Raw genomic sequence first — 19,059 nt, forward strand, 5'->3', positions numbered from 1 at the left:
ATGGTTCAACGTTCGGGGGCGTCAACAGCTACGGCGGCACGCCGCCGCAAAGGATGGCAGTTCATGGCAGATCGCGGGTGAGATATCCCGTTTGTAGCTAAACACTGCGTGAGCATTCGGTCACAGCAGGTACGTTCTTGCCCGCCGGAACACCGGCAGCACAGGAGAGGGCTCGGCCATGGCGATGTCACGGGCAGTTCCCAATCTCGCCTTTCGCAGACTGCGCGGGCAGCACTCCCCGGCGGAGTTCGCCGCGGTGGTCCGCCGCGCCGCCCGGGAGATCGGCGAGCAGGTCGCCTGCGACGCCCGTTACATCGGACGCGTGGAGGCGGGCGAAATCCGCTGTCCCAACTACGCGTACGAGCGGGTGTTCCTGCATATGTTCCCCGGTCTGACCCTGGCGGACCTGGGCTTCTCGGCGCGGGAGACCGTACGCGGCCGCGGTGCGCGCACCACGGCCGCCGCGCCGCCCCCTTCGATCCGGAACGATGAGGAGAGCGACGTGCTGCGTCGCGCATTCATGACGAGTGGGACCGCCACCGTGGCGGCGGCCTCGCTGGGGTTCGGCGGCATCCTCGCCGCCGGCTCCGCCCAGTTCACCGGCCAGATCCCGGCCCAGCGCAGAATCGGCGAGGCGGAGGTGGACGCCGTCGAGGAGGCGGTGCGCCAGATCCGGCTGCTCGACGACCGCCATGGCGCCGAAGGCCTGTACCGGAGGGCCGCGGAGCCCCTGCGGGCCGCGTACGCACTGCTCGACGCGGGCACCACGACCCGCCGTTCGACGGCCGACCGGCTTCACGCCGGCGCGGGGGAACTGGCCATCTCCGTAGGGTGGCTCGCCCATGACTCGGGCCGCTTCGAAGACGCCCGCTCGCACTACGCGGAGGCCCTGGCCACCGCGCGCATGGCCGGTGATCCGGCTCTTGAGGCGCATGCTTTCTGCAATACGTCGTTCCTGGCCAGGGACGCGGGCCGGTACCGGGAGGCGGTGCGGGCCGCGCAGGCCGGGCAGCGGGCGGCCCGGCACCTGCCGTCGGCCCGGCTGCTGTCGCTGCTGTCCCTGCGGGAGGCCGGCGCGTGGGCGGGCCTCGGTGACCGGAGCGCCTGCGAGCAGGCGTTGGGCCGGGCGCACACGCTGTTCGAGCGGGGCGCCGACGACGCGGACCCCGAGTGGATGTCGTTCTTCGGCGAGCCCGAGCTGGAGGCACTGGAGGCGCAGTGCTGGTCGAAGCTGGGCGAGTGGGGCCGCGCGGCCCGGCACGCCCATCGGGCGACGGTCCTGCAGAACCCCCACTTCGCCCGCAACCTCGCGCTGTACCGCGCCCAGCTCGCGGCGGACCTCGCCCGCGGCGGTTCCCCCGAGGAGGCGGCGGTGGCGGGCCACCGTGTCCTGGACCTGCTGGACGAGGTCCAGTCCAGCCGCATCCGCGCGATGCTCTCGGACACGGTCGAGGTCCTGTCGGCCCAACGCGGCGCCCCGGGCGTGTCCTCGTTCCTGGACCGCCGGGCGTCGATCGACGCGTAGCGGTCGGGGCGGGTGGTTACTGGACCGGGCGCGCCCGGGGTGACCGACGCCGCTTCGGGCCGGGGCCCTGACGCCGACGACGCCGTCGGCCAGACGCCCGGCGGGCGCAGGGAGCGCACGTGCGTCCCGGCGGTGCCGTCGCGAGGCAGTGTGCCGAGGCGGCACCGTGGCCGCGATCGCCGTGCCGGGTCCCGCCCGTGCCGGCTGCCCGAGGCCACGCAGGCGGCGCGCGTGCGCAGCGCGCGCGGCGGCACTACGCCTGGGCGGCGCTCGGCCAACGGGAGGGATCCCACCGGGGATTCATGGCCGGGCAGCCGTAGCGGCGCTCGCCCGGACCATGCGGCGCGGTACGAAGCCGTTCGGGCTCCCGTAGGCAACCCGGGGGAGCCGGTGCGCGGGTGCGCGGGTGCGCGGGTGCGCGGCAGGGTGCCCAGGCGGCACCGCGGCCGCGCACGCCGCGCCGGTGCCCGCCCGGGGGCTATCCCTCCAGGTGGCCCGTGTCGTTCCAGCGTTCGATCGCCGGGGCGCCGTAGGCCCAGCTCAGGATGGAGAGGCTCGTGGGGTCCAGTCGGATGCGGGAGGCGAAGGAGACGTCCTCGCCGAGCCAGCGCGCGGCGATGGAGCGGAGGATGTGGCCGTGGGCGAAGACCAGGAGGTCGCGGCCGTCGCGCTCGGCTGAGCGGGCCCAGGTCACGACCTCGTCGGCGCGGGCCGACAGCTCGGCCATGGTCTCGCCGTCCGGGACCCCGTCGCGCCAGATCAGCCAGCCCGGGCGGATCGCGTGGATCTCGTCGGGGGCCATCCCCTCGTACGCGCCGTAGTCCCACTCCATCAGCGCGTCCCAGTCCTCGGCCCGGTCGCCGAAACCGGCCAGCTCGCAGGTGACACGGGCCCGGGACAGGGGGCTGGTGCGGACCTCGACGTCGGGCAGGCCGTCCCAGGGCGCCCGGTGCAGCCGCTCGCCAAGGAGCTTGGCGCCGCGGCGGCCCTCGTCAAGGAGGGGAATGTCGGTCCTGCCGGTGTGTTTTCCGAGCAGCGACCACTCGGTCTGGCCGTGCCGGGCGAGCAGGATGCGCGGTGCCATGGAGGCTCTCCCTGAGGTTCACATTCGGTGCCCGTCCATCATCGCGCACGCATCGCGCACGTAAACGACGGGCATCCACGGGCAACCTGAGCGAAGATCTCTGCGTCCCTCAGGGGGCCAGGGCCGCATGAGCAACTCGTTGGGGGAACGTCCGGATGCCACAGCCTGCGACAGCGCCCGCATCCTCGTCAGCCCCCGCGCTCGCGCTCGCGCGGTTCCGCCCCCGCTGGTGGGCCGAACTGCTGCTCATAGCCGTCGTGTACGCGGCGTACTCGTGCGGCCGGCTGCTGGCCCGGGGCGACGTCTCCACGGCCGTGGACAACGGCCTGGCGATCCTGCGCGTGGAGAAGAGCCTCCACCTCAACGCCGAGCATCCGCTCAACCGGCTCTTCACCGGCACCCCGGCCCTCGGTATACCCGCCGACTTCGCCTACGCCTCCCTGCACTATCTGGTCACCCCGGCCATCCTGATCTGGCTCTTCCGCCGCCGCCCCACCCGCTACCGGGCCGCCCGCACCTGGCTGATGCTCTCCACCCTCTGCGGCCTCGTCGGCTTCACCCTGCTCCCCACCTGTCCTCCCCGCCTCCTCGCCGCCGGCCATGGATTCGTCGACACCATGGCCCAGTTCAGCGCCTACGGCTGGTGGGGTGGCGAGGCGAGCGCCCCGCGCGGTCTCGGCGGCATGACCAACCAGTACGCGGCGATGCCGAGCCTGCACGTCGGCTGGGCGCTGTGGTGCGGGGTGATGCTGTGGCGGTACGGGAGGACGCCGCTGTTCAAAGGCCTCGGCGTCACCTACCCGCTGCTGACCGTGATTGTGGTCATGGGCACGGCGAACCACTACTTCCTGGACGCGGTCGCGGGCGTCGCCGTCATGGGGCTCGGACTGCTGCTGGCCGGGCCCGTGACCCGGCTCGTGGACCGGGTGCGGACCCGCGTGCCGGGTGGCCGTGTGACGGTGGCGTCCCCGATTGTCAGTGCCGGATGCGAGACTTCCGCGGGTGAGCGAATCCCTGGGCAGCGGACCTCGTCCTCCGCGGACGACAGTGCCGCCGCAGACGACTCTCCGGCATGGGGCCTCCCCAGCTCAGGCGAAGCCGAGAGCGTGGGGAAGGCTCGCTGAGCTGCGCGGCCCCGCCGCCGTCCCGCATCCGCTGGACGCCCGCGCGCTGGCGGCGCTCGCCGCCAACCCCGGATGCCGGCGGCGCGCCCTGCTCGACGGGGCGGGTGTCGACAAGTCGGCGCTGGCCGAGGCGCTCGGTTCGCCGGGGGCCTTCGGACAGTCCCAGTTCGCGTTCATGCGCGGCAACGCCTTCGAGGCCAGAGTGAAGGCGGACGGCGGCCGGGAGCTGCTGCGGCTGCTCGGCCCCGAGGATCCGGGCGACGTCGCCGTGCCGGATCTGACGGCGGCCGGACCGGAGGGCCGCGCGGCCCGGACGGCGCTGGCGCTGCGCGAGGCCACGGCGGCCGGCGGCTGGGCGCTGCTCGACCACCCGATGCTGGCCCTGGAGGTGGCGGGCTCCCCCGCCTATCTGGAGCCGGACGCGGTGGTGGTGCGTCCGGACGGCCGCTGGACGGTCGTGGAGATCAAGTCGTTCCCGATGATCGACGGGTCGGCTGACGCGTCGAAGGTGGGCGCGGCTGCCCGCCAGGCCGCGGTGTACGTCCTGGCCCTGGAGCGGGTCGCCGCCCTGACGGAGGGCGCGACGGTGGGGCACTCGGTGCTGCTGGTGTGCCCCAAGGACTTCTCCAACCTGCCGACCGCCTCGGTCGTCGACGTGCGCAAGCAGTTGTCGGTGACCCGTCGGCAGCTGGCCCGGCTGACGAGGGTCGAGGACATCGCCGACGCGCTGCCGCCCGGGACGACGTTCGATCTGGAGGCGTGTTCGGCCGACGAACTGACGGCCGCGGTCGAGTCGGTGCCGCACTCCTACGCGCCGGAGTGCCTGTCCGCCTGCGAGCTGGCGTTCCACTGCCGCGACCGGGCGCGTGCGGCGGGCGCGGTGGAGACCCTCGGCCGGTCGGTCCGTGCCGAGCTGGGCGGGCTGACGACCGTGGGCGCGGTGCTCTCCGCCGCGCGCGGCGAGGCCGGGGACCCGGACGACCCGGCGGTGGCGGCGCTGCGCCGGGCGGCGGGCCTGCGGGCCGAGGCCCTGGCGGACGCACCGGCGCGGACACCGAAGGAGACGGTCGAATGCCCGTGCTGACCGAGGCTTCCCGAACTCCCGTGGAGGTGCGCGCATGTCGCTGATCGGAACCCTGGCGCGACTTGAGGCCGTCGAGTCGGGACGGGCACAGCCGCTGACCACGGTCCGCCACCGACATCTGTCGGACCGGCCCCTGGTGTTCGTACCGCTGACCACGGCCGGTGAGGCCGGGGCGCCGCTGGGCGCGCTGGTCGGGACCGACCGTGAGGCGCCCCGGTTCCTCGCCGTGGCGCAGCCGCGCGACCGGGATCTGCGGTTCGCGTTCCTGGCGGATCTCGCGGAGGAGGTCCTGCCGTACATCGACGGGTACGGCGACGACGTGGAGGCAGCCGAGAGGGCCGAGACGGACCCGGAGACGGGCAAGAAGGTCAAGGTCGAGGTCGAGCTGTGCGCGGACGCGCCGCAGTTGATCGTGCCGAGCCGTGCGGGCGTCGAATACGTACGGCTGCTGGGCCGCTCGATGCGGTTCCGGCGGACGGCCGAGCAGGACCCGGACACGCCCTACCCGGCGCCGCCGCGCGTGCCGCTGCTCGGGCGCTGGCTGACGCACTTCGGGGAGCGGGCGCGTGTGCCGGGCTCGTCGCTGCTGCTGTCGGCGACGGATCTGCTCAACCGGCACTGGGCGACGGGGCAGTCGTCGCTGGAGGACCAGCATCTGGGGGCGCTGCTCGCCTGGATCGACGCGGCCGAGGACGAGTCGGGGGCCGAGGCGGCGCTGCGGGCGGAGCTCGGCCGGGACCGGCACGGCCAGTTGGTGTGCCCGCCGGCCGGTCCGGCGACGGACCCGGCGTTCGACAACCGGCTGCTCGCGCCCGCGATCGAGCGGTACGACCGGGCCCGGCAGGCGCTGGCCGCCGCCGAGGACGGTCTGGAGGGGGACCGGTCTCTGGGCGAACTGTCGGCGGCCGAGCGGGAGATCCGCCGTCTGCTGATGACCCAGCTCAGGCCCACCTGGGACGCGGTGTGGCGGGGTCTGGACCTGCTGCGCGCGCTTCCGGCGGGGGCTCGGGTGGCTGACCGGTGGACCCGGGACCGGTGGTCGTTCACCGGCCACCGCGACCGGGTCCTCGCCGGTGAGCCGCCGCAGCCGCGACGCGACGACGCGGTGACGGCCGCTCGGAAGCTGGCGTCGCGCGAGGCGGCGCAGGCGCAGTTGGAGGCCCAGGAGGCGCTGGACGATCCGCTGGTGCTGGCCGGGCGCAGGCTGTCAGGCGAGGCGTTCCTCGCGGAGGTCGTCGAGGTGACGATGGCGTGGACGGAGTCGAAGCGCCCCTCGCCGCGGCCGCTGCTGACCGTGCGCACGGACGACCAGCCGCATCTGGGTCCTTCGGTGAAGGTGTACCGCTCGCTGGACGGGAAGCCGCAGACGGCGGAGTTCGTCCGGTGGGACGAGGACGGTGCTCCGGTGCTGCGGCTGCTCGACCGGATGGGCCGGTCAAGGGACCCGGCGGAAGGGACGGTTCCGGAGAAGGGCGAGCGGCTCGCCTGGACGCTGTTCGAGCACGACCAGCGCGGTGGCCCGAAGCTTCCGGAGCCGGAGGAGACGCCCTGGACGCACGGCGGCCCTCCCTCCGGCTCCGACGCCGGCGAGAGCCCCGACCCCGTGACCCCGGAGGACCTGCTGTGACGTTCGATCCCGGCGCGGAGGCTGCGCGGGCCACCGCCGAGATTCTCGAGAACACCCTGCGCGGGAGTGCCCGGGGCGTCGTCGTCGACTCCCCGCCCGGCGCCGGCAAGTCGACGCTCGTGGTGCGGGCCGCGCTCGAACTGGCCGACGCGGGACGCCCGCTGATGGTGATCGCGCAGACCAACGCCCAGGTGGACGACCTGGTCCTGCGGCTTGCCGAGAAGCGGCCCGGGCTACCGATCGGGCGGCTGCACAGCAATGACTCCGACCCGTACGACAAAGCCCTCGACGACCTGGAGAACGTACGGAAGTCCGCGAAGGCCGGTGATCTCGGCGGGCTGGGCGTGGTGATCTCGACCGCCGCCAAGTGGGCCCATGTGAAGGGCGTGGATCCCTGGCCGCACGCGATCGTCGACGAGGCGTACCAGATGCGCTCGGACGCGCTGCTCGCGGTGGCCGGGCTGTTCGAGCGGGCGCTGTTCGTGGGCGACCCGGGCCAGCTGGACCCCTTCAGCGTGGTGGGCGCCGACCAGTGGGCGGGGCTCTCCTACAATCCGTCCGCCAGCGCGGTCTCCACGCTGCTCGCCCACAATCCGGAGCTGCCGCAGCACCGGCTGCCGGTGTCCTGGCGGCTTCCGGCGTCGGCGGCGCAGCTCGTCTCCGACGCGTTCTACCCGTACACGCCCTTCCGCAGCGGGACGGACCACGGCGACCGGCGTCTGTCCTTCGGTGTTCCTTCGGACGGCTCGGGCCCGGACCGGGTGATCGACGAGGCGGCCGAGGCGGGCTGGGGCCTGCTGGAGCTGCCCGCCCGGCACACCCCGCGTACGGACCCCGAAGCGGTCCGGGCGGTGGCCCTGGTGGTGCGCCGCCTCCTGGACCGTGGCGGAGCGGCCACCAGTGAGCGTTCCCCGGACCCCGCACCCCTCACGCCGGACCGGATCGCGGTCGGCACGGCCCACCGCGACCAGGCGGCGGCGGTACGGGCCGCGCTCGCGGAACTGGGCGTGACGGGTGTGACGGTGGACACCGCCAACCGTCTCCAGGGCAGGGAGTACGACGTCACCGTCGTCCTCCACCCGCTCTCCGGGCGCCCGGACGCGACGGCGTTCCACCTGGAGACGGGCCGACTGTGCGTCCTGGCCTCGCGCCACCGCCACGCCTGCATCGTGGTGTGCCGCGCCGGCGTCGCGGACCTGCTCGACGAGCACCCGTCGACGGAGCCGGTGCAGCTGGGTGTGACCGTGAAGTTCCCGGACGGCTGGGAGGCGAACCACGCGGTGCTGTCCCGTCTGGCGGAGCACCGCGTGAGCTGGGCGCCATGAGCGTGACGCCCGCTTGAGCTGGACGCCTTGAGCGGGACGCCCGCGTGAACCGGGAGGCGTGCGCCCCCTGAAGCTGGGCCCCCCTTGCGCAGCAAGGGACAATGGAGGGTGGTCCGGACCTCGGGCCGTGTCGTGCGAGGAGGAGCTTGAGATGGCGGAACCCGAGCGGAGCGAGCAGCGGCGACTGAAACCCGCGCCGCTGATCTTCGAGCCTGCCGAGGCCACCGCCGACCCCGAGCACTTCTTCGACCTGGAGTCGATCGAGGACCCGCGCGAGCTGCTGGCCAGGGCGACCGAGCTGACGCTGGCGTTCCGCGCGGCGACGGACCGGGCGACGGAGTTCCAGGCCATGGCGGCGGCGCAGCTGGGCGACCCGCGCCGGTTCGACCGGCTGACCCCGGCGGACATCGCCGAGCGGGCGGAGTGGACCGAGGACTACGCCCGGAAGATGATCGAGTTCGGCCAGGACCTGCTCGGCGGCGACCGGCCCGACGAGCGCTAGCCGGTCCCGGCCCGGCCGGTTCCTCGCCAGTGGACAAGTGTTCTGGCATATGCCGGGGCGAAAGATACTCCTCCGCACCTCGCCGTGTCCGGGTTTTCGTCAACTCTACGAAACGGTGCTGTCACTCCCGGTACATGTAAATGCCATGAGCGCATGGCTGCGAGACGAATCCCCCCTGAGCCCGGCCCACGGCGACACCGACGAGCGACGACGGCTGGACGTCTTCCGGCTGCTCCGCGAGGAGGGCCGGCACCACACCGAGCAGGTCACGGCCGCCGGCGCCGACTGGCTCGCGTCCGCCTCGTCCCACCCCCGCTCCACCCTGACCCTGTGGGAGAACCGGCCCGGCACCCCCACGGTCCTGCCCTGCGGCACGGCCTTCGACGTGGTGAACGTGGAGTCGATCTTCGGCCGCCGGATGCTGGACCGGCTCTGGTCGGAAGGCCCCGGGTCCGGCCCGGTCGCCCTCCACCGCGGCCGGATGCTGCTCTTCGCCGCCCCGGGAACGGCCCAGCGGTTACCGTCCCTCCTCCACTGGGAGGAGTGGGGCGAAGCCGTACCGCCGATCCTCTGCCACGGGACCGGGGACGCCGTGACCATCCCGTCGCTGACGCCCCGCACCCCGGCCGAGCCGCGCTGGGTGGTCGCCCCCGACACCCGCCATCCCTGGCTTCCGGGACCCGAGGTGGTGCTCTGGGCCTGCGTCCGGGCCGTCCGTGCGGCGTCCGCCGCCGACGTGCGGATATCGATTTTTCCTCCCGCCGATCAGGATGCTAAGGTCTACGACGTCAGCAGGCGCCGCTAGCTCAGTTGGTTAGAGCAGCTGACTCTTAATCAGCGGGTCCGGGGTTCGAGTCCCTGGCGGCGCACAGACGGAAAAGGCCCCTCGCGGAAGCGGGGGGCTTTTTCGTACCCGCTCGATCTCGAGGTCGGACCGGTGACCCTCTCGGGTCAGTCCTGGACCGTGATCTTGACGGTCCAGGCCCCGGTCGCCGTCCGGTCCGCCACCTCCACCCGTGTCCGGGTCCCCGGCACCGTGAACGTCTCCCCCTCGGCCAGCGGCGCGTCGGCGAGCGGCGGATACACCGAGCGGTCCCAGCAGGCCTCGGTCCTCGGATGCGTGTCGACCACCTGGATCGGCCCCTCGCCGGACGCGGTCTCGTTGCGGACGCGGTAGATCAGTACGCCCTCGGTGCAGGTCTCCTCGTCGTTGCCGGTCGAGCCGCGCGCCTCGATGGCCAGGGCGCTGCCCGCCCCGGTCCGCACCACGGCCATCCTGGTGCCGACCGAGCCGCCGGGCGCGGGGGCGGCCGCCAGCGGCTCCAGGGTGAACATGCTGGTGCCTGCCCTCTGGACGCAGCGGACCTGGCGCCGGTCCAGCCAGCCCAGCTTCCACTTGTGCCAGCCGAAGAGATCCGGGGCGAGCCCGAACTGGCTGCCCATGACGTCCCAGTCCCCCACGTGGGTGTCCCAGTCGCCCTTGCCGTCCGTCGGCCGGTGGTAGAGGTCCGGCAGGTCGAAGACGTGCCCGGTCTCGTGCGCGAGGACATTGCGGTCCGGGGGGTGCCGCTCGAAGACGGTGACGACCCGCCGCAGATCCGTACCGTCCGCGCTGAGCGGCCGGTCGAGGTTCACGACCTTCGTGGCGTCGGAGTCGACGCCGGGCGCGTCGGGGTCGGCGACCAGGTACACGACGTCGTAGCGGGAGAAGTCGACCTTCGGGTCGGCGGCCGCCACGGCGTCGCGGAGATAGGTGGTCCGCCGCTCCAGCGACCAGTCGCGCTGTATGTCGTAGGCGGTGGAGGCCTTCGGCATCCGGATCCACTCCGCCCGCGGATGCGGGCGCAGGGCGAACCGGCCGTAGGACGCGCGCAGGAAGAAGCGGCTGGTCTCCGGGAAGTAGTCGGCGACGAGCTCCTTGGGAGAGATCATCGGGGTCGAGTCCGGGAAGGACAGGAAGATCATGACCGCGTTGAGGGTCCGGGCGGGCTTGGCGTAGGACGTGTTCCAGGTGTCCACACCCAGCGAGTGGTGGGCCGGGGTGCGCGGCAGGGCACAGGGCCCCGCCGACGCGGCGCCCTCCGCGGGGCCCGCGACCAGGCCGGTCGCGGCGAGCGCGATCAAGGAGGTGAAGGCCGCCGCGCCCGCACGCAGACGCGGTCGGTCCACTCCCTCGGGTGTCTGCTGTCCCTCCACGTAGACCTCCGGCTGCCGAATGCGGGGCTCGCCACCCACCTTGTGATGGTTTGTGGTGTTACGCCCTGTTCCGCTGCCCCACTCGGGTGAGGACGCGACACGACGTGGCACAGCAACAGCTCACGGAAAGTCACAATCGGTCAGCCTGGTACCGAGCCCGGGCCACACCCGTGCAGAAACGATCGGCCGGGTTCCCTCGGATGGCCCTTCGGGCCGTCCGCCCCGCTCCCCCGCCGCGATGGAGCTGGAATGGCCGCCGGGGCAGCCTCTATGATCGGCACACTTTCCTTGGCCGACCATTCCGACCACATCCGTACGACCCAACTGCACTGCGGGAGCGAGTGGTGAGCGGAACCTTCGAAGGACCGGGACCCGCGGCCGTTCCCGCGGCCGGAACGCCCCCCGGCGCCACCCTGCCGACGGTTACGGAGCGTCATGAACCGTCCGTGCGGGAGAGGGTGGGCCGCAGCGCCGCCGAACTGCGTGACTACGGCGCCGCCTTCCGCGCCGCGCACCTCGCCATGGCCGTGATCGACCAGGACGGAGTCGTGGTCGCCGCGAACGACGCGCTCGCCACGCTCCTGGGCACCGAACCCGCCTCGCTCCACGAGCAGGCCGCCGCCGACCTCGTCGACCTCGCCTCGGACGGCCGGACCTGGCACGCGTACCGCGAAGTGCTCCGGGGCCGGCGCTCCCGGTTCCGCTGCACGCGCCGGCTCAAGCACCCCGACGGGCGGTCGCTGTGGGCGGAGATCACAGTGGCGCCCGTACCGGACAGCCGCCGGGTGCTGCTGTCGATCACGGACATCAGCGACCGCCGCGAACTCCAGGCCAGGCTGCGCCACTTGCAGATGCACGACCCGGTGACCCGGCTGCCGAACCGGACGCTGTTCTTCGAGCGCCTCACGGCCGCGCTGGAGAACTGCCAGTCGCGCCGGCCCGGCCGGCCGGACCTGGCAGCGCAGTCGGGAGACCCGGGGCAGCCGCCCCGGCCCGACGCATCGCATCAGTCGTACGGGCATGGCGGAACAGGGCGGATCGGCCTGTGCTATCTCGATCTCGACGGCTTCAAGGCGGTCAACGACACCCTCGGCCACCGCGTGGGCGACCGGCTGCTCGCCGCCGTCGCCGCCCGGCTCGCCGAGTGCGCCGACAGCGACGGATACGCCCGCAGCGGCGGGGGCCATCTGGTGGCGCGCCTGGGCGGCGACGAATTCGCCATCCTCGTCGAGGACTCGACGGGCACGGAACAGGTCGCGGATCTCGCGCAGTCAGTGCTCTGCGCGCTCCAGCGGCCGTTCGACCTGGCCGGGCAGCGCCTGTCGGTGTCGGCGTCCATCGGTGTGGTGGAAAGGGATGCGAGCGGGACGACCGCGACGGGGCTGATGCAGGCCGCGGACACCACGCTGTACTGGGCGAAGGCGGACGGGAAGGCCCGCTGGACACTCTTCGACCCCGAGCGCAACGCACACCGCATGACCCGGCAGGCGCTGTCCTCCACGCTGCGACCGGCAGTGGAGCGTGGGGAGTTCGCGCTGGAGTACCAGCCGCTGGTGGGGATGGCGGACGGTTCGGTACGGGGCGTCGAGGCGCTGGTCCGGTGGAACCACCCGCAGTTCGGAACGCTTGCGCCGAATCGGTTCATCGGAATTGCTGAAGAGGACGGGTCGATCGTCCAGCTCGGCCGCTGGGTTCTGCGGACGGCGTGCCGCCAGGCCCGCCAGTGGCAGCAGGACCACCCGGGCGACCGGCCGATCTTCGTGAGCGTCAACGTGGCCGTACGCCAGGTGTGGGACTCCGACCTGGTGGCGGACGTCGCCGGCATCCTGGCCGAGACGGGCCTCGCGCCGCATCTGCTGCAGCTGGAGCTCACCGAGTCCGCGGTGATGGGCTCGGCCGGCCGGCCGCTCCAGGCGCTCCAGGCGCTGAGCGACATGGGCGTCCAGATCGCCATCGACGACTTCGGCACGGGTTACTCGAACCTTGCCTATCTGAGCCGTCTGCCGGTCTCGGTCCTCAAGCTCGACGGCTCGTTCGTCCGCGGTTTCCAGGACGAGGCGCACGCGAACCCGGCGGACGAGCTGATCGTGGAGGCCCTGGTGCAGCTGGCCCACCGGCTGGGCCTGACCGTCACGGCGGAGTGCGTCGAGACCTCGGGCCAGGCGACCCGGCTGCGCCGCATCGGCTGCGACACGGGCCAGGGCTGGCTCTACTCACGCGCGGTCGCCCCGGAGCGGATCGCGGGCATGATCGGGGTCTGTCCGCTGTCGGTGTGACCGCACGGCGTACGGCACCGAGCGCCGGCGGCAGCGGCAGCGGCAGCGGCAGCGGCAGCGGCAGCGGCAGCGGCGAAGGCGATCGCATGGAACTGCCCCCGGCCGGAAGGTGATTCCGGGCGGGGGCAGTGGTCATGCGGGGGCGTTCCCGCGTGCGGCGGTCACGGGTGGGACAGGGGCTCCACGCACGGCCGCGTCAGCAGGCGCCGAGGTCCAGCCAGACTCCCCATTCGCCGGTCGTCCCGGGCTCCTCGTTCTGGGTCCACCACTTGGCCTTCCAGGTGTGGCCCTTGTGGGAAACCTGGTTGCCGTTGTTGTAGACCGTGCCGGCCACGTACGCCGGGGCCGTGCAGCCCGTCGTCGGAGGAGTGGTCGGGGGTGTCGTCGGAGGCGTGGTGGGCGGAGTGGTCGGCGGGGTCGTGGGCGGGGTGGTCGGGTCCGTCGGGGAGGAGCCGACCGCCGTCACGATGTCGTTGAGCAGCGTCGTGTTGGCATCCAGACCGAGCAGCGAGTACATCATCGCGCCCGCCAGACCGCGCTGGTGGGCATAGTCCGCCCGGGCCTGGATGGCGCGCTTGTCGAGACCGGTGAAGAACTCGCCGTCCTTGTAGAAGTAGGACGCCTTGGCGTCGTCGTCCCAGAAGGTGGTGGCCGTGTTGTCGACGATGCCGCCGAGCTCCTTGTAGTGCGCGATGCCCGCCTGCTGGCTGACCGGGCGGACCGCCGACGCGCCGGTGGCGGGCTGGGCCAGGCCGTTCTTCGTGCCGGCCGGGACGCCCTTCCAGCCGCGGTAGTAGAACTCGTACCCGAGGGTCAGCTTGTTGGCCGGGAAGCCGCCCGCGATGCCGTACGCCGGCTTGCCGTCGATCCACGCGTCGATCGCGTTGTCGATGGAGTACTTCTCGGTGCCGGGAGCGATCGGGTCGGTCGGGTCGTTCGCGCCCGAGTAGAGCGGCGACTGGTGGTACGTCGGCCCGTCACCGTCCCAGGCGCCGTGCATGTCGTACGTCATGATGTTCGCGTAGTCGAGGTACGCGCCGATCTTGTCCGTCTCGATGTACTTGATCTTGTCCTGGCCGGCCGGGAGGGCCGCCGTCAGCAGGTACTTCTTGCCGCCGTTGGCGGTTCCGTACGCGTCGAGCTGCTTGCGGAACTCGGCGAGGAGCAGGGTGAAGTTCTGCTTGTCCTCGGGCGCGTAGTGGTTGCCGAGGTGGCCGCCGCTCGACCCCGGGTACTCCCAGTCGATGTCGATGCCGTCGAAGATCCCCGCCGCGCTGCCCGCGCCGCCGTAGCCGCCCTCGACCGGCAGGTCGCCGGCGATGTACTGCTTGACGCAGGAGGCGACGAACTTCTTGCGGCTCGCGTCCGTCTTCGCCGCGTCGGAGAAGTACTTGGAGTAGGTCCAGCCGCCCAGCGAGATGTTGATCTTCAGCTTGGGGTACTTCGCCTTCAGCTCCTTGAACTGGTTGAAGACACCCACGATCGGCTGGTCCCACTTGTCGGCGACGCCGTCGACGCTGTCCGCCGCCGAGAAGGACTTCTGGTAGTCGGCGTACGAGTCACCCGCGCCGTCACCGGCGTTGGGGTTGTTGTCGTCGCCGGCCGCCTTGTTCGCCTCGAAGCAGGTCAGGTCCGTGGGGTGGATGTTGCCGAACGAGTAGTTGATGACGTCCAGCTTGCCCGCGATGCCCCGGGTGTCGAGGTGCTTGGGGTAGAAGGCGTTGCCGTACACGCTCCACTGGTCGTAGTAGGCGATCTTGACGCCCCCGGACGTGGATGCGGTGGCGGCCGCCTGGGCGGGGCCGATGCCGGCGAAGGCGGCCAGCGCGCCGGCGGCGAGTGCCGTGGTGGCGAGCGCGGCGGTGAGGGGTCTGCGGCGGTGCACGAGCGGCCTCCGAAGGGGGATGCGCGGTACAGGAGTTGGAGAAGTGATAGCCGTCGGACGAACACCCGGTCAATGGTCTGAACCAAAATGAGGACTAGACCAATTTGCGCAAGAAAGCCCTTGTCAGAGAGGTGCGGAGGCACCGAGGCACACAAAAGAACCGCCCGCCACCATCGGTGACGAGCGGTTTAAGGCTCCCTTAGGGATCTTGTGCGGGGCAATTCAGGACTGGACCACTCCGGGCAAGTCATAGGCGTCGGCGATGAGTTCGTAGGAACGTACACGGGCCTCGGAGCCGTGTGCGTTCGCCGTGATCATCAGCTCGTCCGCGCCCGTCCGCTTCTGCAGCTCGTCCAGGCCGGCGCGGACCGCGTCCGCCGTGCCGTGCACGATGTTCTTCAGCCAGCCGTCCACGAACTCCCGCTCCAGGGAGGTGAAGGCGTACGCCTCGGTCTCCTCCGGTGTCGGCACCAGACCCGGCCGGCCCGTCCGCAGCCGGATCATCGACAGGGCGCCGGTCATCACCTGCCGACGGGCCTCCTTCTCGTCGTCCGACGCAAGCGCCGAGACGCCGATCAGTGCGTACGGCGCGTCCAGTACGGCCGAGGGCCGGAAGGAGTCCCGGTAAAGGTCGAGCGCCGGAACGGTGTTCTGCGCCGAGAAGTGGTGCGCGAAGGCGAAGGGCAGACCGAGGACACCGGCCAGCCGGGCGCTGAAGCCGGACGAGCCCAGCAGCCAGATCGGCGGACGGCCCGACGGCCCCTGGACCGGCCCGGGCACCGCGTGGATCCGGGCGTACGGATGCCCGTCCGGGAAGTCGTCGTCCAGGAACCGGGTCAGCTCCGCGAGCTGCTCGGGAAAGTCGTCGGCGCCTTCGTGCGGACGGTCCGTGCGGCGCAGCGCGGCAGCCGTCGCGCCGTCCGTCCCGGGCGCGCGGCCCAGGCCCAGGTCGATCCGGCCCGGGGCGAGCGCCTCGAGCGTGCCGAACTGCTCGGCGATCACCAGCGGGGCGTGGTTGGGCAGCATCACCCCGCCCGAGCCGAGCCGGATGCGCTCGGTGTGGGCGGCCAGGTGCGCCAGGATCACGGCCGGCGAGGAGGAGGCGACGCCCGGCATGGAGTGGTGCTCGGCGACCCAGTGACGGTGAAAGCCGCGCCGCTCGGCGAGCCGGGCGATCTCGACGCTGGTGGCCAGCGCCTGGGTGGCGGTCCGTCCGCTGCCGACGGTGACCAGGTCCAGTACGGACAGGGGAACGGGTGCGGTGCCGTTCGCCGTGCCTCGAATCGCGTCGCTCACCGGTGAAGACCTTCCTGCGCATGAAGTACGTACAACGTCCGACAACAGGAGGGTGTCTCCGTTTATTCCTGGCATGGTCCGCCGACCCCCGGGTAGCCGCGCGCCCATGGCTCGAACAGCTCGTACGAGAACGACGCACCACCTCCAGCGCCGCACGCTGCTCCTCGGCACGGCCGCCGCGATCGGCGCGGCCGGATGTTCCCGGGTCGCCTCCGGTGACGCGCTCGACCGGCTCAGATCGCAGCGCACGGTGCGCCTGGGCATAGCCGGGGAGGTCCCCTACGGATATGTCGACGCCCAGGGTGCCTTCACCGGGGAGGCGCCGGAACTGGCCAAGGTCGTCTTCCAGAGACTCGGCATCACCCGTGTCCAGCCGGTGGCCACCGACTTCGCCTCACTGATACCCGGCCTGAACTCCCAGCAGTTCGACGTCGTGTCGGCCGGGATGTACATCAACAAGCAGCGCTGCGAGCAGGTGATCTTCTCCGATCCCGAGTACCAGATGCTCGACTCCTTCATCGTCCGCAAGGGCAACCCGAAGAACCTGCGCTCGTACGAGGACGTGGTCCGCAGCGGGGCGAGGTTCGCCACCGGCAGCGGATACGCGGAGATCGAGTACGCCATGGCCGCCGGATACCCCGAGAAGGACATCGTCATCCTCCAGGACCAGGTCGCCGGCCTGAACGCGGTCGAGACCGGCCGGGTCGACGTCTTCGCCGGGACCGCGCTCACCACCCGCGAGGTGGTGCGCAAGAGCAGCCGGGCCGAGGCCACCGAGCCCTTCGCCGCCGTCGTCGACGGGAAGAAGAAGATCGACGGCGGCGGCTTCGCCTTCCGCCCGACCGACACCGCCCTCCGCGACGCCTTCAACGCCGAGATCCACCGGATGAAGAAGAGCGGCGAACTCTTCCGGATCCTGCGCAGGTTCGGCTTCACCCAGGCAGAGATGACCACGCTCACCGCCGAGGAGCTGTGCCGATGACCGCCGGACTCTGGCAGAACTGGATCCTCCCCGGCATCTGGATCACCCTCCAGCTGCTCGTCGGCAGCGCCGCCCTCGCCGCGCTCGTCGCCTTCACGGTCGGCATCGCCCGCACTCACAGCTCGCGCGCCGTCCGCTTCGCCGCGGGCCTCTACACCGAGATCTTCCGCGGCACCTCCGCGCTGATCCTGATGTTCTGGCTGTTCTTCGTCGTGCCGCCGCTCCTGGGCTGGCAGCTCGTCCCGATGTGGGCGGCGATCCTCGCGCTCGGCCTGTCGTACGGGGCGTACGGCGCCGAGGTCGTCCGCGGCGCCCTGAAGTCCGTACCCCAGGCCCAGCGGGAGGCGGGTGTCGCGCTCAGCTTCACGCCCTGGCAGCGGATGCGGCTGGTCCTGCTGCCGCAGGCCGTGCCCGAGATGATCCCGCCCTTCTGCAACCTGCTGGTCGAGCTGCTCAAGGGCACGGCGCTGGTGTCGCTGCTCGGCGTCGGCGATGTGTCCTTCGCCGCCTATCTGGTGCGGCTCGCCACCCAGGAGAGCGCCGGTATCTACACGGTGACCCTGGTGATCTACTTCGTGATCGCGTTCGTCCTCACACGCTCGATGAAGGCCCTCGAACGGAAGACCAAGGCCAACCTGGGGGTGGTGGCGAAGTGAACTGGGACTGGTCCGCGGTGGCGGACTTCATGCCACGTTTCTGGGACGGCGTCCAGGTCACGCTTCAGGTCCTGGTGCTCGGCTCGCTCATCTCGTTCACGCTCGGGCTGGTCTGGGCGCTCGGCTTCCGGGCTCCGTCCCGGTTCGTGCGGTGGCCGATTCATGTCGCCACCGAGTTCATCCGCACCACCCCCCTGCTGGTGCAGCTCTTCTTCCTCTTCTTCGTCCTGCCGGAGTGGGGCGTGCAGTTCTCCGCGCTGACGACCGGCACCCTCGCCATCGGCCTGCACTACTCGACCTACACCGCGCAGGTCTACCGCGCCGGCATCGACGCCGTACCTGTCGGGCAGTGGGAGGCCGCACGGGCACTGAGCCTGCCCCTGCACCGCACCTGGCTCGGGGTGATCCTGCCGCAGGCCCTGCGCCGGATCGCGCCCGCGCTCGGCAACTACGTGATCGCCATGCTGAAGGACACGCCGCTGCTCGCCGGGATCAGCGTGCTGGAAATGCTCCAGCAGTCCCGGCTGGAGTCCGCCGCCACCTTCCAGTACACCGAGCCGCTCACGGTCGTCGGTATCGCATTCGTCCTGATCGCCTACCCGGCTTCTCTGCTCGTCCGAACCCTGGAGCGCCGCCTTGTCCGCTGACCCGACCCACGACCTGATCCGATTCGAGAACGTCACCAAGCGTTTCGGGGAGAACACCGTCCTCGACGATCTGTGTTTCTCGGTGAATCCCGGGCGGCATGTCACGCTGATCGGACCTTCCGGTTCCGGAAAGACGACGATCCTGCGGCTGCTGATGACCCTGGAAAAGCCCGACGCGGGCACGATCCGGGTGAACGGCGGGCAGCTCTATCCGGCCGACGAGAAACACCGCCGTGAGACGCGCAAGAAGATCGGAATGGTCTTCCAGCACTTCAATCTCTTTCCCCATATGTCTGTTCTGCGGAACATCACCGAGGCGCCGGTACGGGCGCTCGGCCGGAGCCGCGACGAGGCCGAGCAGCGCGGGCGCGAGCTGCTCGATCTGGTCGGGCTGGCCGACAAGTGCGAGGCCAAGCCCGCGCAACTGTCCGGCGGACAGCAGCAGCGGGTCGCGATCGCCCGGGCCCTGGCGATGGAGCCCAAGGTGCTCCTGCTCGACGAGGTCACCTCGGCACTCGACCCGGAGCTGGTGGCCGGCGTGCTCGATCTTCTCCGCGACATCGCCCGCTCCACGGACATCACCATGCTCTGCGTCACGCACGAGATGGGATTCGCCCGTGACATCTCGGACGAGGTGCTGATGTTCGACTCCGGGAAGGTGATCGAGTCCGGTTCTCCGGAAAAAATCTTCGGAGACCCGGCGCGGGAACGTACCCGCGAGTTCCTCGGTGCGGTGCTCTGACCTCTCCTTCTATCGGTCAGTTGTGACTCTGGCATATGCCATCGTCGCGCGCCCCAGCGTATGGCGCTGGGGCGCCGCATCAATCTCGCCAACAGCCGCCCCCGAAAC

At 71.5% G+C, this 19,059-nt stretch carries 16 protein-coding genes and 1 tRNA gene; 13 read left to right on the top strand and 4 right to left on the bottom strand.

The genetic code is table 11. The features are described from left to right. Positions 1-178 precede the first annotated feature (178 nt). Positions 179-1,525, top strand: coding sequence for a tetratricopeptide repeat protein (locus ACZ5VC_RS05420; RefSeq protein WP_469118749.1), 1,347 nt, complete (start codon positions 179-181; stop codon positions 1,523-1,525). Positions 1,526-2,003: 478 nt separating this feature from the next. Here ACZ5VC_RS05420 and ACZ5VC_RS05425 read toward each other — a convergent pair whose 3' ends face one another. Then, positions 2,004-2,609 carry a histidine phosphatase family protein gene (locus ACZ5VC_RS05425; RefSeq protein WP_469118750.1) on the bottom strand — a complete coding sequence of 202 codons (606 nt, stop codon included), beginning with the start codon at positions 2,607-2,609 and terminating at the stop codon, positions 2,004-2,006. Positions 2,610-2,764: 155 nt separating this feature from the next. Here ACZ5VC_RS05425 and ACZ5VC_RS05430 point away from each other — a divergent pair, with 155 nt between their 5' ends. From ACZ5VC_RS05430 to ACZ5VC_RS05460, 7 genes are all read left to right on the top strand, one after another. Next, complete coding sequence (locus ACZ5VC_RS05430) at positions 2,765-3,733, top strand: phosphatase PAP2 family protein (RefSeq protein WP_469118751.1); 969 nt, start codon at positions 2,765-2,767, stop codon at positions 3,731-3,733. Further along, positions 3,624-4,817, top strand: a complete 1,194-nt coding sequence (locus ACZ5VC_RS05435; protein ID WP_469118947.1) for a hypothetical protein — start codon at positions 3,624-3,626, stop codon at positions 4,815-4,817. The genes ACZ5VC_RS05430 and ACZ5VC_RS05435 overlap by 110 nt, the downstream gene beginning before the upstream one ends. A 34-nt stretch (positions 4,818-4,851) precedes the next feature. After that, positions 4,852-6,444, top strand: a complete 1,593-nt coding sequence (locus tag ACZ5VC_RS05440) for a hypothetical protein (protein WP_469118752.1) — start codon at positions 4,852-4,854, stop codon at positions 6,442-6,444. Then, a complete protein-coding gene (locus ACZ5VC_RS05445) occupies positions 6,441-7,769 on the top strand; it encodes an AAA family ATPase (protein WP_469118753.1) in 1,329 nt (442 codons plus the stop codon). Before ACZ5VC_RS05440 ends, ACZ5VC_RS05445 begins: the two co-directional genes overlap by 4 nt. 151 nt (positions 7,770-7,920) lie before the next feature. Next, entirely contained in the window at positions 7,921-8,271 is a 351-nt protein-coding gene (locus ACZ5VC_RS05450; protein ID WP_468710737.1) for a hypothetical protein, read from the top strand. A gap of 145 nt (positions 8,272-8,416) precedes the next feature. Next, entirely contained in the window at positions 8,417-9,076 is a 660-nt protein-coding gene (locus ACZ5VC_RS05455; RefSeq protein WP_469118754.1) for a bifunctional DNA primase/polymerase, read from the top strand. Next, a tRNA-Lys gene (locus ACZ5VC_RS05460) sits at positions 9,067-9,140 on the top strand. Before ACZ5VC_RS05455 ends, ACZ5VC_RS05460 begins: the two co-directional genes overlap by 10 nt. A gap of 82 nt (positions 9,141-9,222) precedes the next feature. Here the strand turns inward: ACZ5VC_RS05460 and ACZ5VC_RS05465 are convergent. Further along, complete coding sequence (locus tag ACZ5VC_RS05465) at positions 9,223-10,467, bottom strand: M6 family metalloprotease domain-containing protein (RefSeq protein WP_469118948.1); 1,245 nt, start codon at positions 10,465-10,467, stop codon at positions 9,223-9,225. 344 nt (positions 10,468-10,811) lie between these two features. Between ACZ5VC_RS05465 and ACZ5VC_RS05470 the strand changes: the two genes are divergently transcribed. Next, a complete protein-coding gene (locus ACZ5VC_RS05470) occupies positions 10,812-12,743 on the top strand; it encodes a putative bifunctional diguanylate cyclase/phosphodiesterase (protein ID WP_469118755.1) in 1,932 nt (643 codons plus the stop codon). Between the two features lie 196 nt (positions 12,744-12,939). On the opposite strand, the gene ACZ5VC_RS05475 is transcribed toward ACZ5VC_RS05470, so the two are convergent. Then, positions 12,940-14,628: a glycosyl hydrolase family 18 protein gene (locus tag ACZ5VC_RS05475; protein ID WP_469118756.1), complete on the bottom strand. Its 1,689-nt coding sequence runs from the start codon at positions 14,626-14,628 to the stop codon at positions 12,940-12,942. Between the two features lie 222 nt (positions 14,629-14,850). After that, positions 14,851-15,924, bottom strand: a complete 1,074-nt coding sequence (locus ACZ5VC_RS05480; protein WP_469118757.1) for an LLM class flavin-dependent oxidoreductase — start codon at positions 15,922-15,924, stop codon at positions 14,851-14,853. A gap of 106 nt (positions 15,925-16,030) precedes the next feature. Between ACZ5VC_RS05480 and ehuB the strand changes: the two genes are divergently transcribed. The 4 genes from ehuB to ehuA are packed head-to-tail and all read left to right on the top strand — an operon-like array spanning position 16,031 to position 18,951. Then, a complete protein-coding gene (gene ehuB / locus ACZ5VC_RS05485; protein WP_469118758.1) occupies positions 16,031-16,906 on the top strand; it encodes an ectoine/hydroxyectoine ABC transporter substrate-binding protein EhuB in 876 nt (291 codons plus the stop codon). Beyond that, positions 16,903-17,562 carry an ectoine/hydroxyectoine ABC transporter permease subunit EhuC gene (gene ehuC, locus ACZ5VC_RS05490; protein WP_469118759.1) on the top strand — a complete coding sequence of 220 codons (660 nt, stop codon included), beginning with the start codon at positions 16,903-16,905 and terminating at the stop codon, positions 17,560-17,562. Before ehuB ends, ehuC begins: the two co-directional genes overlap by 4 nt. Next, positions 17,559-18,209, top strand: coding sequence for an ectoine/hydroxyectoine ABC transporter permease subunit EhuD (gene ehuD, locus ACZ5VC_RS05495; protein WP_469118760.1), 651 nt, complete (start codon positions 17,559-17,561; stop codon positions 18,207-18,209). The genes ehuC and ehuD overlap by 4 nt, the downstream gene beginning before the upstream one ends. Beyond that, a complete protein-coding gene (ehuA, locus tag ACZ5VC_RS05500; RefSeq protein ID WP_469118761.1) occupies positions 18,199-18,951 on the top strand; it encodes an ectoine/hydroxyectoine ABC transporter ATP-binding protein EhuA in 753 nt (250 codons plus the stop codon). Before ehuD ends, ehuA begins: the two co-directional genes overlap by 11 nt. Positions 18,952-19,059 lie beyond the last annotated feature (108 nt).

The organism is Streptomyces sp. NPDC033174 (assembly GCF_055577795.1).